Below are 18,134 nucleotides of genomic sequence, written 5' to 3' on the forward strand. Positions count from 1 at the left end.
TTAAGATGGTCGCAGCAACGTACGGTATGGCATGTTTCGGGGGGTTTCGGCGTTGGTCGCCACGCATTGCGGCATGGATCTTTATCGCCGCGTTATCGGCGGCCGGACCCCCGCCGCCTGTGCCCGACCATCACAACGAATTGCGCATCACACCAAAGCGGCGTGGCCCCGGTGGACCACGCCGCTTTCGAGCTCCCCGAAGGGATTACAGCAAACCGAGCAGTTGCAGGTCGGTGACGTACTTGACGATCACCGGCGCGCTGACATGCGGGATGTCGTTGTCGGAACCGACCTTCGCTTCTTGCACGGCGGCCCGGAAGCGGTCCGTCGACGCGAAGGCGCCCCGGGCCGGCTCGGCGGGCTGCAGGTTCTTCGGGTCGCGCAGCAGCAACATCAGCATCTGCAGCACCGAGTTCTGCCGCTGCCGTTCCGGCAGGCCGCGCAGGCCGGTCTCGAAGCGCTGCAGCCACTCGCCGAAGTCGTTGACGCGTTCGATGGGGTAGCCCGCTTCGATCAGCCAGTCGACGTACTCGTCGAGGCCGATGCCGTCGTCGTGCGGGTTCATCACGTGGTACGTCTCGAACCCGTCCATCACCTGGGCGCCCAGTTTGGCGATCGCCTCGGCGACGAACTCGACGGGCAGGCCGTCGAAGTGCGCGCGCTGCCGGTTGCCGTCGGCATCGAGCTGATAGAACGACTTGGGCGCGGTGCCGGTGGCCACGACGCTCAGGATCATCCGGGTGAAGATGTCCGCGACGTTGAGCTGACCGGCGTAGCTGGTGTCGGCCAGGATCATGTCGGAGCGGAACACCGAGACCGGCAGGCCGCACAGGTCGTGGGCCTCGCGCAGCAGGACCTCGCCCGCCCACTTGCTGTTGCCGTACCCGTTGGCGTAGCCGCCGTCGATGACGCGGGTGGCGCTGATGACCCGGATGTCGGCATCCTCGGTGAACGCCGCCGGGTCGATCTGGCGGCCCACGTCTGAAGTCGACACGTACGCGTACGGCTTCTTCTTCGTGGTGAGCGCCAACCGGATCAGCTCGGCCGTGCCCCCGACGTTGGGGGTGAACAGTTCGTTGTAGGGCAGGACGCCGTTGACCACGGCCGCGGAGTCGACGATCAGGTCGACGGTGTCGGCCAGCCGCTGCCAGGTCTGTTCGTCCAGGCCCAGGTTGGCCTGGCCCTTGTCGCCGGCGACGACCTCGAGGTGCTCTTCGGCCAATTCCTGGAAGTGCTGCAGCAATTCCGGGTCTCCGCTGTTGAAGGTCTTCTCCAACCGCAGCCACGCGTCCTCGTCGGACTTGGCCCGCACCAGGCAGATCAGCTTGCCGCCCACGACTTCCAGCTGCTCGAGCCATTCCAGCACCAGGTAGCGACCCAGGAAACCGGTCGCCCCGGTCAGCAGGACCGTCCGGACCTCGGCGCTCGGGCCGGGCAGCGTCGGCGCGGTCGACAACGTCGTCGCGTCGATGAACTTGTCGAGGGTGAGGTCGCGGGCGTGGACCTCCTTCGCGTCGGCGCCGTGCACCGCGGCAAAGCCGGGTCCGGCGGCGCCCTCGGTGTCGGCCCCGCTGGTGATCCGCTGGCTCAGGCTGCGGACCGACTGCGAGTCGAACAGGGTGCGCACCGACAGCGCGCCATCGACGGCGGTGTTGATCTCGGCGATCACCCGCATCGCGGACAGCGAGTCCCCGCCCAGCTCGAAGAAGGAGTCCTCGACCGACACCCGTTCCATCCCGAGGACGCGGGCGAAGATGTCGGCGACGATCTCTTCGGTGGGGTCGGACGGCGCGACGTACTCGCCGCCGCGCTTCTGGTACTCCGGTGCGGGCAGGGCACGCCGGTCCAGCTTGCCGTTGACCGTCAACGGCAGCGCGTCCAGCACCACCACCGCGGCCGGCACCATGTAGGCGGGCAGCCGGTCGGCCAGCTGGATGCGGATGCCGACCGGGTCGGCGGTTCCGGTGATGTAGCCAACCAGGCGCTTGTCGCCGGGGCGGTCCTCGCGGGCGATCACCGCCGCCTGCTCGACGCCGTCCAGCGCGGCCAGGGCGGCCTGGACCTCACCGAGCTCGATGCGGTAGCCGCGCAGCTTGACCTGCTCGTCGGCGCGGCCGAGGTACTCGAGCTGACCGTCGCGGCCCCACCGGACCAGGTCGCCGGTGCGGTACATCCGCGAACCCGGGCCGCCGAACGGGCAGGCGACGAAGCGTCCCGCCGTCAGGCCGGGCCGGCGCGAATACCCGGTCGCCACACCATGACCGGCGATGTACAGCTCGCCGACGACGCCCTCGGGCGCCGGGCGCAGCCACCGGTCCAGCACGAACAGCGCGGCGCGGGGCACCGGCGAACCGATGGGCGCCGATCCGGTTCCGCTCTTCAGCGGCGCGCTCATGGCCGCGTAGACCGTGGCCTCGGTCGGGCCGTACGCGTTGATCATGACGCGTCCCGGCGCCCACCGATCGACGACCTCGACCGGGCAGGCCTCACCGGCCACCACCAGCGCCGTCGACTCCAGGCCCTCCGGCGAGAGCATGCCCACCGCCGACGGCGTCTGGCTCAGCACGGTGACCTGTTCGGAGACCAGCAGCGCGTGCAGCTCGTCGGGCGCGGCCGCGACCGACTCGGGCACCACGACCAGGCGTCCGCCGTGCAGCAGCGCGCCCCAGATCTCGTGCACCGAGACGTCGAACACCAGTGAGTGCCACTGCGCCCACACCCCGCCCTGCGGGAGGTCGGCGTGCAGCGTCTCCACCAGCTGGGCGACGTTGGCGTGCGTGACGGCCACACCCTTCGGGACGCCGGTGGTTCCGGACGTGTAGATGACGTAGGCGATGTTGTCCGACGCCGGTATCGGCAGCGCCGTCGCGGGCTGGGTGGCCAGCGCCGGGTCGTCGACATCGATCACCGTCGGGCCGCAGCCCGCCACCCGCTCCCGCAGAGCCGCGGTCGTGACCACGGCGACCGGCTCGGCGTCGGTGAGCAGGAATTCGATCCGGGCGGCCGGCAGCGCCGGGTCGATCGGCAGGTAGGCCGCCCCGGTCTTCAGCACCGCGAGGATGGCGACGATCGCGTCGGCGGATCGCGAGAACAGCAGCGCGACCCGCTCGCCCGGCCCGGCGCCCTCTTCGGTCAGCAGGTGCGCCATCCGGTTGGCGGCCTCGTCGAGCTCCCGGTACGTCATCGTGCTGCCGCCGAAGGTCAGCGCCGGCGCGTCCGGGGCGCTGGCCACCTGGGCGGCGAACATCGCCGGGATCGACTTCGCGGGCGCCGGCTGGCTCAACACCGCACGGTTGCCGCGCTCGTCGAGCCAGGCGTGCTCGTGCTCGTCGACGACGTCCAGCGACATCAGCCGTCGGGTCGGGTCGGCCGTCATCTCCGACAGCACCCGCTGGAACCTCTCGGTCAGCTTTTCGATGCCGGCGGCGTCGAACACGTCGGTGTCGAATTCGACGCGCAGGCCCAGTTCCCGGCCCGGCAGCGCCATCACCGACAGCGGGTAGTGGTTGTACTCGCGGTTGGTGACATCGGTGATGGCCAACTCGTGGAAGCCCAACGGCACGCTGGTGTCGATCGGGTAGTTCTCGTACAAGAACAAGGTGTCGAACAGCGCGTCGTGGCCGGTGACGTGGTGGATGTCGCTCAGCGCCAGGTGCTCGTGTTCGAGGGTGTCGTTGTGGTGCTGCTGCAGCTGGTCCAGCACGTCGGCGACGGTGGTCTCCGAGGTGATGCTGGCCCGGACCGGAACGGTGTTGATCAGCAGGCCCACCATGGACTCGGCGCCGACCAGGTCGGCCGGCCGGCCCGACACCGCGGTGCCGAACGCGACGTCATGCTGGCCGGTCAGCCGCATCAGCAACTGTGCCCACGCGGCCTGCAGCACGGTGTTGACGGTGGTGTGGCAGGTGCGGGCCAGCTCGCCCAGGGCGCGCGTGGTCTCCGCGGACAGCCGGTAGGACTCCACGGCCCGCCGGCCGAGCCGCATCCGGCCGGCCGGTCCCACCAGGGTGGGGGTGTCGAACCCGTCGAGCACCTGGCGCCACGCCGCCTGCGCGGCGGCACGGTCCTGGCTGGCCAGCCAGGTCAGGTAGCTGCGGTAGGTCGCCGGCGCGGGCAGCTGGTCGCCGTAGTAGCTGGCGAGGATCTCGCGGAGCAGGATGGGCAGCGACCAGCCGTCCATCACGATGTGGTGGTTGGTCAGCACGAACCGGTACCTGTTGTCCGCGGTCCGGATCAGCGCGGCGCGGAACGCCGGCCGGTTGGCCAGATCGCTCACCGCGGCGCGTTCGGCGGCGCACAGCTCGTCGACCCGTTGCTCGGGGTCCAGGTCCTCGGCGCCCAGCTGGATGTACCGCCACGCCATGACCGGGTCGGCCGGGATGACCTGGACGGGCTCGCCGAACTGCGGGCAGAACCGGGCCGCCAGGTTGGGGTGGCGGTTGACCACGGTGTGCACGGCGTCGTGCAGGCGGTGCGAGTCCAGCTCGCCGGTCACGGTGATGCCGAGCTGCACCGCGTAGACGTCATCACCGGGGTCCTGCGCGAAGCTGGCGTGGAACAGCAGCCCCTGCTGCAGCGGGGTCAGCGGCAGGATGTCGGCGACCTGGTGCTGCTTGCTCAGCTCGTCGATCTGGCGCTGGTTCAGCCGCGCGGGCGCGATGTCGGACGGGGTCAACCCGCCGCCACCGCCCTGCACGTGGGCGCAGATGCCGGTCAGGGCCTCGAACCACAGCTGGCTGAGCCGGCTGATCTGCTCGCGGTCCATCGCCGAGGCCGCCCACGTCCAGTTGGCGTGCAGGTGCGGGCCTTCCTCGGTGTCCATGGTGCCGGCGTTGAGGTCGACGGTGTGCATCAGCGGCATCGCGACGGCCGCGGCGGCGCCGCTCAGCGACAGGCTGTCGGGGCTGAGCCGCCACAACTCGCCGGGCAGGTCGGCGGCCGCGCCCAGCCGTCCCAGGTAGTTGAACCCGATCACCGGGTCGGATCCGCCCAGGTCGATGTCGGGGTTCAGGTAGCGCAGCAGGCCGTAGGTCAGCCCGTCGGGCAGGGCGCGCAGCTGCTCCTTGGTGGCCTTGACCGCCGCGCCCAGCGCGTCGTCGCCGGCCACCACCTTCGCCCAGTCCAGGCCGTCGACCGTCAGCGACACCGGGTACTTGGTGGTGAACCAGCCCACGGTGCGCGACAGGTCGACGCGCGGGCCCAGCTCTTCCTGCCGGCCGTGGCCCTCGACGTCGATGCCGATCGGCGTGCTGTCGCCGAGGAACTGCGTCCAGGCCATCCCGAACGCGATCAACAGGATGTCCTGCACCCCGGCGTGGAACGCCGCGGGCACCTCACCCAGCAGCAGGCGGGTCGTTTCGACGTCCAGCGACACCGACAGCTGCTCGGCCGTCTGGTAGGTGTCCTCCTCGGGGCGCACCGCCGGCAGCACGGCCGGGGTGGCGACGACCTCGCGCCAGGCGTCGGCCTGCGCGACGACCTCGGGGCTGAGTGCGTGCTCGGCGAGCAGCGAGGACCAGCGGGCGAACGAGGTCCCGCCGGCGGGCAGCGCCACCGGCTGGCCGCTGTGGTGCTGCGCCCAGGCGATGTTCAGGTCCTCGATCAGCGTCCGCCACGACACGCCGTCGACGGCCACGTGGTGGATGATCAGCGCCAACTGGCTTGTCTTGCTTGCCCAGACGGCGCTCACCATGATTCCCGCGCCCGGGTTCAGCCGGGACCGGGCCGCCACCAGGGTGGCGTCGGACAGTTCGTCGACCGACTGCAGGCAGTCGGCGGCCTGCACGGTGCCCGGTTCGGGCGCCTGCAGCGACCAGCCGCCCTCGCCGTCGTCCTCGACGCGCAGCCGCAGCATCGGGTGCCGGTCCAGCAGGGCCTGCAGCACGACGACGACGTCGTCGGAGGTGACGCCCGCGGGCGCGGCCAGCACCATGGTCTGGTTGAAGTCGTCGATCGGACCTTCGACGGTTTGCAGCCAGTGCATGATCGGGGTGGCCAGCACCGGCCCGATCCCCTCGTCGACCACGTCGTCCTCGTCGGCGCCGTCGGTGGCCACGCGGGCCAGCCGGGCGACGGTCTGCTCGACGAACACGTCGCGCGGGCGGCACATCACGCCGGCCGCCCGGGCCCGGGCCACCACCTGCATCGACAGGATGCTGTCCCCGCCGAGGTCGAAGAAGGAGTCGTCCACGCCGACCCGCTCCACACCCAGCACCTGGGCATAGATGCCGGCCAGGATCTCCTCGGTGTGGTTGCTCGGGGCGCGGTACTGGCCGCCGCGCTTGTGGTACTCGGGGGCGGGCAGGGCGCGCTTGTCCAGCTTGCCGTTGACCGTCAGGGGCAGGCTTTCCAGCACGACGACCGCGGCCGGCACCATGTAGGCCGGCAGCCGCTGGCCCAGCTGGGTGCGCAGCTCGGTCGGGTCGGCGGTCCCAGTGATGTAGCCGACCAGGCGCTTGTCGCCGGGGCGGTCCTCGCGGGCGATCACCGCCGCCTGCTCGACGCCGTCCAGCGCGGCCAGGGCCGACTGGATTTCGCCGAGTTCGATGCGGTAGCCGCGGATCTTGACCTGCTCGTCGGCGCGGCCCAGGTACTGCAGCTGGCCGTCGGCGCCCCAGCGGACCAGGTCACCGGTGCGGTACATGCGCGAGCCCGGCCCGCCGAAGGGGCAGGCGACGAAGCGCGAGGCCGTCAATCCGGACCGGCGGGCATAGCCGGTGGCGACGCCGCGCCCGGCCACGTACAACTCACCGACCACGCCTTCCGGCGCGGGCCGCAGCCACTTGTCCAGCACGAACAGCGCCGCCCCGGGAACCGGGGAGCCGATCGGCGGTGCCCCGGAGTCGCCCGCGAGCGGCGTGCTCATCGCGGCGTACACGGTGGCCTCGGTCGGGCCGTAGGCGTTGATCATGACGCGTCCCGGCGCCCAGCGGTCGACCACCTCGGCCGGGCAGGCCTCACCGGCCACCACCAGCGCCGTCGACTCCAGGCCCTCCGGCGAGAGCATGCCCACCGCCGACGGCGTCTGGCTCAGGACGTTGACCTTCTCGGCGACGAGCAGCGCGTGCAGCTCATCGGGCGAGCCGGCGACCGACTCGGGCACCACCACCAGGCGTCCGCCGTGCAGCAGCGCACCCCAGATCTCCCAGACGGAGACGTCGAAGACGAGCGAGTGCCACTGCGACCAGACCTTCCCTGGTCCGGTCGGCAGGTCGGCGTGCAGCGTCCGCAGGAACTCGGTCACGTTGCGGTGCGTGACGGCGACGCCCTTGGGGGTTCCCGTCGTGCCCGAGGTGTAGATCATGTACGCGATGTCGTCGGGCGCCGGGCCCGGCAGCTCGCTGCTGGGCTGGTCGTCGGCCGCGGCTTCGTCGACGTCGACGACGGGCAGGTCGAACCCGTCCAGCCGGCTGCGCAGGCTGGCCGTCGTCACCACCGCGATCGGCGTGGCGTCGCCGAGCATGAACTCCATGCGCGCCGACGGCAACGCCGGGTCGATCGGCAGGTAGGCGGCCCCGGTCTTGAGCACCGCGAGAATGGAGATGATCGCTTCGGCGGAACGGGAGAACAGCAGCGCGACGCACTCACCAGGGCGCGCGCCCTGCTCGGCCAGCAGGTGCGCCAGCCGGTTCGCGGCCTCATCGAGCTCGCGGTAGGTCAACGAGCGCTCACCGAAGGTCAGCGCCACGGCCTGAGGGTCGCGCGCCACGTGGGTCGCGAACACCTCGGGAATCGACGCCGGAGATTTGACCGGCTTCGTCAAGACCGCGCGGTTACCCCACTCATCGAGTCGGTCGTGCTCTCCGCCATCCAGCAGATCGATCGACAACAATCGCCGTCCCGCACCGACGGTCATGACTGCTCCTCCAAGTCCACGGTCATGGCTTCCAGCACCCGCCGAAATCGCTCAACAAGCTTTTCGATCCTCGCCTCGCCAAACACGTCTGTATCGAACTCGACGCGAAGACCTATTTCGTGGCCTGGCACGGCTTGCACCGAAAGCGGGTAGTGGTTGTATTCCCGATTCGTGAATCCACTAATAGTTAACTCGTCCACGGCCGATAGCGCGGCAGTATCGATGGGATAGTTCTCATACACGAACATTGTGTCGAAAATTTGGTCGTGTCCCGTTACACGATGGATTTCATTCAGTGCTAAATGCTGGTGGTCCAAGGTGTTGGTGTAGGCGCGTTGTAGCTGGTCAAGCAGGTCGGCGATGGTGGTTTCGGCGCCGATGGTGGCCCGCACTGGCACGGTGTTGATCAAAAGGCCCACCATCGCGTCGGAGCCGGCCAATTCCGTCGGACGGCCCGAAACCGCTGTGCCGAACACCACATCGTGCTGTCCCGTGAGCCACATCAGCAGCTGCGCCCATGCCGCCTGCAGCACCGTGCTGACCGTCGTACGGCACGAGCGGGCCAATTCGCCCAGCAGTCGACTGGTCTCCGCGGACACTCCGAACTCGGCCACGCCGCGCGGTCCGAGCCCCGTGCGGCCCGACGGCCCCACCAGCGTCGGGATCTCGAAACCCTCGAGCACCTCGCGCCACGCCGCCTGTGCGGCGGCCCGATCCTGCTCCGACAGCCAGGTGATGAAGCTGCGATACGGCACCGGCGCCGGTAGCCGCACGCCGAAATAGCTGGCAAAGATCTCTTGCAGCAGGAGCGGCTTCGACCAGCCGTCGAGCACGATGTGGTGGTTGGTGAGCACGAATCGGTAGGTGTTCTCCGCGGTGCGGATCAGGGCGCCCCGGAACGGCGGCTGCCCGGCCAGGTCGCAGACGGCGACGCGTTCGGCCGTGGACAACCGCTCCACCTGCTCGTCGATGTCGCCGCCGGCGTCCAGCTCGACGTATTGCCAGGCCAGCTCCGGGTCGGCCGAGAGGACCTGCACCGGCTCCCCGAAGTCCTCCGAGAAGCTGGCCACCACGTTGGGATGGCGGGTGATGACGGTGTGCACCGCCTGGCGTAGCCGTTCCGGGTCGATGGCGCCGGCGACCGAGATGTCGAGCTGCACCGCGTAGAGGTCTTCGGATTCTTCGCCGCCCTGGGCGGTGCCGGTGTGGAACAGCAGCCCCTGCTGCAGCGGTGTCAGTGGCAACACGTCGGCGATCCGGTACCGCTGCTGCAGTTCGTCGAGGTCGCGCTGGCTCAGCCGGGCGGGCGCGATGTCGGACGGGGTCAGCCCGCCGCCACCGTTGCGCACGTGCGCGCAGATGCCGGCGAGGGCGTCGAACCACAGCTCGCTGAGCCGGCTGATCTGCTTCTCGTCCAGCGCCGAGAGGGCCCACGTCCAGTTGGCCTGTAGGTGCGGGCCGTCCGCGGTGTCCATGGTGCCGGCGTTGAGCTCCACCGTGTGCGGCAACGGCAGCGCGACCGCGCCCGCCGCGCCGGCCAGCGCGAAGCTGTCCGGGTCCAGCTGCCACAGATCGGCGGACAGTTCGGCGGCCCCGCCGCCGAGCCGACCCAGGTAGTTGAACCCGATGACCGGATCCGGATCATCCAGTCCCGCTTCGGGATTCAGGTAGCGCAGCAGTCCGTAGGTCAAGCCGTCCGGCAGGGCGCGCAGTTGTTCCTTGGCGTCCTTGACCAGCCCGCCCAGCGCCGCGTCGCCGCCGACCACCTGGCCCCAGGACAGTCCCCCGACCCGCAACGACACCGGGTACTTCGCGGTGAACCAGCCGACGGTGCGGGACAGGTCCACCTGCGGGCCCAGCTCCTCGTTGCGTCCGTGGCCTTCCACGTCGATGGCGATCGGCGCGCCTGTGCCCACGAACTGGGTCCAGGCCAGACCGAACGCGATCAACAGAATGTCTTGCACGCCCGCGTGGAACGCCGCGGGCACCTCGCCCAGCAGCAGCCGCGTCGTCTCGACGTCCAGCGACGCCGAGAACTGCCCGGCCGTCACGTAGGTGTCCTCGGGCTGGGCCTGCGGCAACACCGCCGGGACGGCGGCCACCTGCCGCCACTCCTCCAGCCGTTCGACCACCTCGGGGCGCCGCGCGTAGTCATCCAGCAGTGACGACCACCGTGCGAACGAGGTGCCGCCCACCGGCAGCGCCACCGGCTGCCCGCTGTGGTGCTGCGCCCAGGCGATGTTGAGGTCCTCGATCAGGGTCCGCCAGGACACGCCGTCCACGGCCAGGTGGTGGATGATCAACGCCAATTGGTTTGTCGCACTTGCCCATACGGCACGCAGCAGCACGCCGTCGGCCAGATTCAGCCGCGTCCGGGCGTCGACCAGCACCGCTTCGGAGAGCACGTCCACCGACTCGACGCAGTCGCCGGCCTGGATCGAACCCGCCTCGGGCACCTCGAGCGACCAGCCGCCGACGCCGTCGTCCTCGACGCGCAGCCGCAGCATCGCGTGCCGATCGAGCAGCGCCTGCACCACCACCGGCACGTCGTCGGCGGTGACCTCCGCGGGCGCCGCGAGCACCATGGTCTGGTTGAACTGCTCGACGGGGCCGTCCATGGCCTGCAGCCACCGCATGATCGGGGTGGCCACCACCGGCCCGAGCCCCTCGTCGATCACGTCGTCGTCGCCGCTGGCCACCGTGGCGACGCGCGCCAGCTTGGCGACCGTCTGCTCGACGAAGACGTCGCGCGGGCGGCACACCACCCCGGCCGCGCGGGCGCGGGCCACCACCTGCATCGACAGGATGCTGTCGCCGCCGAGGTCGAAGAAGGAGTCGTCGACGCCGACGCGTTCCACACCCAGCACCTGGGCGTAGATGCCGGCCAGGATCTCCTCGATGGCGCTCACCGGCGCGCGGTAGCGGTCGGCGTCCTGATACTCCGGCGCCGGCAGCGCGCGGGTGTCCAGCTTGCCGTTGACCGTCAGCGGCAGCGCCTCGAGCACCACCACGGCCGAGGGCACCATGTAGCTCGGCAACCGCTCGCCGAGCTGGGCGCGAACCTCGGCCGGGTCGGCCGTCCCGGTCACGTAGCCCACCAGCCGCTTGTCGCCGGGGCGGTCCTCACGGGCGATCACCGCCGCGTGCTCGACCCCGGACAGCGAGGCGAGGGCGGCCTGGATTTCGCCGAGTTCGATGCGGTAGCCGCGGATCTTGACCTGCTCGTCGGCTCGGCCCATGTACACCAGCTGCCCGTCGGCACCCCAGCGCACCAAGTCACCCGTGCGATACATCCGCCCGCCGGGCGCCCCATACGGACACGCCACGAACCGCGTGGCAGACAGGCCCGGGCGGCCGACATAGCCGGTGGCCAAGCCGCCGCCGGCGACGTAGAGCTCACCGACCACGCCCACGGGAACCTGCCGCAACCAGCCGTCGAGCACGAAGAAGGCGAGGTTGGCCAGCGGCACCCCGATGGGGCTGACGTTGCTGTCGACATCCCCGTCGACGATCTCCCGAAATGACGCGTGCACCGTGGTCTCGGTGATGCCATACATGTTGATCATCCGCGGCAGACCCGGATGGCGATGCAGCCATGTCGACAACCGATGCGGCTCCAGCGCCTCACCACCGAAGACCACCGTCTGCAACTTCAACTGCTCACCCAACTCCGGCGCCAACGCATCAGCACTCTGCAACGCATAAAACGCCGACGGGGTCTGGCTCAACACACTGACCTGCTCACGCACCAACAACGCATGCAAATCTTCGGCCGAACGCACCACCGCATCCGGCACGATCACCAAACGCCCGCCATACAGCAACGACCCAAAGACCTCCCACACCGAGAAGTCAAACGCCAGCGAATGACACTGCGTCCACACCTGGCCCAACCCGAGCTGAGCATCCAGTGTCTCAAGCAACAACGTCACGTTGTGGTGTGGAATCGCCACGCCCTTGGGGGTTCCGGTGGTTCCCGAGGTGTAGATGATGTAGGCGATATTCTCCGGGGCCGGCACCGGCAGCTCGGTGCTGGGCTGGGTGCGCACGGCGGGGTCGTCGATGTCGACGATCACCCCGTCGAAGCCGTCCAGTTGTGGCCGCACCTCGGCGGTGGTCACCGCCGCGACCGGCGCGGCATCACCGAGCACGAACTCCAACCGCGCCGCCGGCACGCTCGGATCGATCGGCACATACGCCGCACCCGTCTTGAGCACCGCGAAGATCGCCACCACCGCTTCGGCCGACCGCGGAATCACCACCGCAACCCGCTCACCCGGCCCCGCACCACGCTCGGAAAGCAAGTGCGCCAACCGGTTTGCCGACTCTTCGACCTCGCGGTAGGTGAACGACCGCTCGCCGCAGGTGATCGCCACGGCGTCGGCGGCGCGGGCCACCTGCGCGGCGAACAACGCCGGAATGGACGCCTGTGCGCGCCGGCGCTGCGCCAGCATCGCCCGGTTGCCCCAGGCGTCGAGCCGCTCGTGCTCGGCGGCGTCGAGCAGGTCGATCGACGACAGGCGTTGCGCGGGATCGGCGGCCATCGAGGCCATCACCTGACGTAACCGTTCGATCAGCGTCTCGACGCCGGACGCATCGAACACCTCGGTGTCGTATTCGACGCGCAGGCTCAGCTCGTGGCCCGGGGTGGCCACCACCGATAGCGGGTAGTGGTTGAACTCGCGGCTGCTGAACTCGGTGACGGCCAGCTCGTTGACACCCAGCAGCGCCCCGGCATCGATCGGGTAGTTCTCGTAGAGGAACAGCGTGTCGAACAGTTGGTCGTGCCCGGTGACGCGGTGAATCTCGTTGAGCGCCAAGTGTTCATGCTCGAGAGTCTCGGCGTGGACGCGCTGCAGCTGCTCCAGCAGATCGGCGACGGTGGTCGCGGCGGCGATGTTGGCCCGCACCGGCACGGTGTTGATCAACAGGCCGACCATGGCGTCCGCGCCGGCCAGCTCGGTGGGCCGGCCCGAGACCGCGGTGCCGAAGGCCACGTCGTGCTGGCCGGTCAGCCAGGTCAACAGTTGCGCCCAGGCGCCCTGCAGCACGGTGCTGACGGTGGTGCGGCTGGAGCGGGCCAGTTCGGTCAGCGCGCGGGTGGTGTCCGCCGAAATCGTATAAGTGGCAACGGCGCGCCGGCCGATCTTGCCGGGCGGCGCCACCAGCGTGGGCGCTTCGAATCCGGCGAGCGCCTCGCCCCAGGCCGCTTGGGCGCCGGGACGATCCTGGGCGGCCAGCCACATCAGGTAGCTGCGGTACGACGGCGGCGCGGGCAGCCGCTCGCCGTAGTAGCCCGCGAACACTTCGCGCATCAGGACCGGCAGTGACCAGCCGTCGATGACGATGTGGTGGATGGTCAGCACGAACCGGTGCCGGTCGGGTGCGATGCGGATCAACGCCGCCCGGAACGGCGATTCGCCGGTCAGGTCGCAGACGGCGGTGCGTTCGGCGGCGGCCAGCGCCTCGACCTGTTCGTCCCGCGGGGCCGAGCCTCCGCCGTCCAGCTCGACGTAGTTCCATGCCATCACCGGCTTGGCCGGGATGATCTGCACCGGCTCACCGAATTCGTCGATGAAGCGGGCCGCCAGGTTGGGGTGGCGGTTGACGACGGTCTGCACCGCCTCCCGAAGTCGTTGCGCGTCAAGGGAACCGCTCACGGTGATGCCGAGCTGCACCGCGTAGAGGTCCTCCAGTTCCTGCGCGAAGCTGGTGTGGAAGAGCAACCCCTGCTGAACGGGGCTGAGCGGCAGCACGTCGGCGATCTGGTGCTGACGGCAGAGCTCGTCGATCTGCTGCTGGTCCAGGCGGGCGGGGGCGATGTCGGACGGGGTCAACCCGCCACCACCATTGCGCACGTGCTCGCAGATGCCGGTCAGCGCGTCGAACCACAACTGGCTCAACCGGTTCACCTGCTCGTCGGTCAGCGCCGACGGCGCCCACCGCCAGTTGGCGTGCAGGTGCGGGCCGGCCTCGGTGTCCATGGTGCCGGCGTTGAGTTCTACGGTGTGCGCCAACGGCATTGCCACCGCGGTGGCCACGGCCGCCGACGACAGGCTGTCCTCGCTGACGCGCCACAGGTCCTCGGAAAGGTCGGCCCCCGCGGCCAAGCGGCCCAGGTAGTTGAACCCGATCACCGGGTCTGCGCCCTGCAGGTCGACGTCGTCGTTCAGGTAGCGCAGCAGTCCGTAGGTCAGGCCATCGGGCAGGGCGCGCAGTTGCTCCTTGGCGTCCTTGATCACCGCACCCAGCGCGGCCGCACCGGCGGCCACCTGCGACCAGCTCAGCGTGCCGTTGATCCGTAGGGCCGCAGGGTATTTGGTGGTGAACCAGCCCACCGTGCGGGACAGGTCCACGCGCGACGCCACCTCTTCATGGCGTCCGTGTCCTTCGATGTCGATACCGATCGGCGCGGCCTCACCCAGGAATTCGGTGAACGCGAGCGCGAAGGCGATCAACAGAATGTCTTGCACCCCAGCGTGGAACGCCGCGGGCACCTCGCCCAACAGCAGCCGGGTGGTGTCGGCGTCCAGCGACGCCGTCAACTGCCCGGCCGTCGCGTAGGTGTCGCCGGGCTGCACGGCCGGCAATGCCGCCGGCGTGGCGGCCACCTGCCGCCACGCGTCGGCCTGCCCGGCCACCGCCGGGCTCTGCGCGTAGTCGGCCAGCAGCGAAGACCAACGGGCAAACGACGTTCCGGGCACCGGCAGTTCCACCGGTTGGCCGTTGTGATGCTGGGCCCACGCGATGTTGAGGTCTTCGATCAGGGTCCGCCACGACACGCCGTCGACGGCAAGGTGGTGGATGACCAACGCCAATTGGCTTGTGCCGCTTGCCCATACCGCGCTCATCAGCGCGCCGTCGGCGACGTTCAGCCGGCCGCGGGCCTCGATCAGCGCCGCGTCGGACAGCGCGTCGACCGCACGCAGGCAGTCGCGAGCCTGTACCGAACCCGCCTCGGGCGCCTCGAGGGACCAGCCGCCGGCGCCGTCGTCCTGCACCCGCAGCCGCAACATGGGGTGGCGGTCCAGCAGCGCCTGCAGCACCGCCGTCACGTCGTCTTCGGTCACGCCCGCCGGAGCCGCCAGCACCATGGTCTGGTTGAACTCGTCGATCGGCCCGTCGATGGTCTGCAGCCAGCGCATGATCGGGGTGGCCACCACCGGCCCGATCCCCTCGTCGGCCGCGCCGAGCTCGCCGTCGCCGGCGACCTCGGACACCCGCGCCAGGCGGGCCACCGTCTGCTCCACGAAGATGTCGCGCGGTCGGCAGATCACGCCGGCCGCGCGGGCCCGCGACACCACCTGCATCGACAGGATGCTGTCCCCGCCGAGGTCGAAGAAGGAGTCGTCGACGCCGACGCGTTCCACGCCCAGCACCTGGGCGTAGATGTCGGCCAGGATCTCCTCGATGGCGTTGGCCGGGGCTCGATACTCGCTCGCGGCGTACTCGGGCGAGGGCAGGGCGCGCTTGTCGAGCTTGCCGTTGCCGGTCAGCGGCAGTGTGTCCAGCACCATGATGGCGGTCGGGACCATGTAGGGCGGCAGCTTGTCGGCCAGCTGGGCGCGCAGCGACGCCGGGTCGGCGGTGCCGGTGATGTAACCGACCAGCCGCTTGTCGCCGGGGCGGTCCTCGCGGGCGATCACCGCGGCCTGGTCCACGCCGTCGAGGCCGGCCAGCACGGCCTGGATCTCACCGAGTTCGATGCGGTAGCCGCGGATCTTGACCTGCTCGTCGGCGCGGCCGAGGTACTGTAGCTGCCCATCCGGGCCCCAGCACACCAGGTCGCCGGTGCGGTACATCCGCGCGCCCGGGCCGCCAAAGGGATTGGCTACGAACCGCGATGCGGTGAGCCCGGCCCGGCGCACATAGCCGTGTCCGACGCCGCGACCGGCCAGGTACAGTTCGCCGACCACGCCGGCGGGCACCGGCTGCAGCCATTTGTCGAGCACGAACATCGCCGCGCCGGCGATCGGGGAACCGATCGGCACCACCGGGGAGCCGGGCGTCAGCGGCGTGCTGATCGACGCGCACACCGTGGTCTCGGTCGGGCCATAGGCATCGAGCATCACCCGGCCGGGCGCCGCCCACCGATCGACCACGTCGGTCGGGCAGGCCTCGCCGGCCACCACCAACGCCGTGGACTCCAGGTCGTCGGCCGGCAGCATCGCCACGGCCGACGGGGTCTGGGTCAGCACGCTGACCTTCTCCGCGACCAGCAGCGCGTGCAGATCCTGCGGGGAGGACGCCACCGATTCGGGCACGATCAGCAGCCGCCTGCCACGCAGCAGCGCGCCGAAGATCTCCCACACCGAGAAGTCGAAGGCCGCCGAGTGGCATTGGGTCCACACGTTGCCCTTGGGCAGGCCGGCGTCGAGCGACTCGATCAGCCACGTGACGTTGAGATGAGGAATCGCAACGCCTTTGGGGGTCCCGGTGGTTCCCGACGTGTAGATGATGTACGCGGTGTTCTCCGGCGCCGGCAGCGGCAGCGCGGTGGTGGGCTGGCTGTCGACGGCCGGGTCGTGCACGTCGACGACGAGGACGTCGTGGTCGTCGAGCCGCGAGCGCAGGTCCGCCGTGGTGATCACCGCGCGGGGTCCCGCGTCGGCGAGCACGAAATCCATCCGGGACGACGCGTGCGCCGGGTCGATCGGCACGTACGCCGCCCCGGTCTTGAGCACCCCCAGCATCGAGACGATGGCGTCGGCGCAGCGGGGGAACATCACCGCCACGCAGTCCCCCGGTCCGATGCCATGACCGGCGAGCAGATGGCCCAACCGGGTCGAGGCCTCGTCGAGTTCCGCGAAGGTCAGGGCGCGGTCACCGAAGGTCACCGCCACCGCGTCGGGCGCGTTCTGCACGTGCTCGGCGAAAGCCTGGGGAATCGAAATGGGATCGGGCACGGGCTCGTGCAGCGCCGGCCGGTTACTCCACTGGTCGATGAGGGCGGGCTCGTCGGGGGTCAGCAGATCGATCGACGACAGTGGCCGGTCCGGGTCGGCGGTCATCTCCTCGAGGATCTGCTGCAGCCGGCCCGCCAGGTCGGCGACGCCGAAGCTCGCGAACGGCTGGCCCGGGCCGGCGGTGCTGAGGAACAACTGGTCGCCGGCGCCGAGGAAGAAGAGCCCGAAGTGCCCGACCGGGCCGTGGTTGGTGTACGACGCGGTCGCCGGGGAACCGGCGAGGTCCAGCGTCAGCCGGGACGGGATGAAGTTGATGCCAACCCGGTTCGGCGCTTGCCGCAGCCCGTCGCCCTCCAGGGTGTGGACGGGGAAGCGCTGATGCTGCAGGAGCTCGCGGATCCGCTTGTCGACGTGCTTGCAGAAGTCGGCGACGCTCGACTGCGGCTCGGTCGTCAGGACCAGCGGCACCACGCCGGCGAGCATCGCGGGCAGCGTCTTCGATTCGGGACGCACCCGCCGGCTGACCGGAAAGTCGAGCGCCACCTCCGAACCGCTGCCGGACCACCCACGTACCAGCAGGGCGCAGGCGGCGGTGGTCACCGAGAACCGGCGGATGGCCAGCTTCTTCGACAACTCTTTGATCCGGTTGGCGACCGCGGGGGCCAGCTGCACCGACGCCGACGGCGAGTAGTGGTCTTGCTCCCCCGCGGCGGTGGGCAGCCGGTCGACGGGCCCGCTCTCCGGCGGCAGGTGCTCGCTCCAGTAGGCCTTGTCTTCGGCGTAGTCGTCGGAGGCTTCGTACTCCGACTCGAGGTCGACCAGGTCTTGTGCCGAGCCGAAGTAGGCGTCGGGGATCGGCTTGCCGGCCACCATCGCCGAGTAGATGGTCGCAAGCCGGCGGCACACCAGGGCCATGCCCAGACCGTCGACGGCGATGTGGTGGCAGCAACCAAACAAATAGAATTCCTCGTGCCCTGTTTGAAAGAGCACGAATTTGAACAGCTGACCGTTCAACGCCATCGGCGTGCGCTGGATGGTCGAAGCCATCCTCCGCACTTCCTCTACGGGATCGGGTGAACTCGTGAGGTCATGAAAATCCAACTTGACGCTCGGGTAATCGATAGGCTTTTGAACGACCTCACCGTCGACCTCGAAAAACGAGACCCTGCCCGATTCGGCCTCGGCGACGGCTTGGCCAAGAGCTCGCTCTAGAGCGTCAAAATGAACCGCGCCGTCGATTCGCGCCAGCAGCCCAAGCTGCCATTGCGTACCGACGAAACCGGCTTCCTGCGACAGCCAGATGTCAAGCTGTCCGCGCGTGAGCGGAAGTACCCGGTCAACGTGCTCCATCGACTCCCCCAAGTCTCCGCCCA

General features: G+C 69.8%; 2 protein-coding genes. Both read right to left on the reverse strand.

Annotation, left to right across the window (positions count from 1 at the left end; translation table 11 throughout):
- Positions 1-205: 205 nt before the first annotated feature.
- Positions 206-7,855: a non-ribosomal peptide synthetase gene (locus AC5Y5B_RS00920; protein ID WP_500002757.1), complete on the reverse strand. Its 7,650-nt coding sequence runs from the start codon at positions 7,853-7,855 to the stop codon at positions 206-208.
- Positions 7,852-18,111, reverse strand: coding sequence for an amino acid adenylation domain-containing protein (locus tag AC5Y5B_RS00925; protein WP_500002760.1), 10,260 nt, complete (start codon positions 18,109-18,111; stop codon positions 7,852-7,854). The genes AC5Y5B_RS00920 and AC5Y5B_RS00925 overlap by 4 nt, the downstream gene beginning before the upstream one ends.
- Between the last annotated feature and the right edge of the window lie 23 nt (positions 18,112-18,134).

It is taken from the genome of Mycobacterium sp. NGS33 (assembly GCF_059812885.1).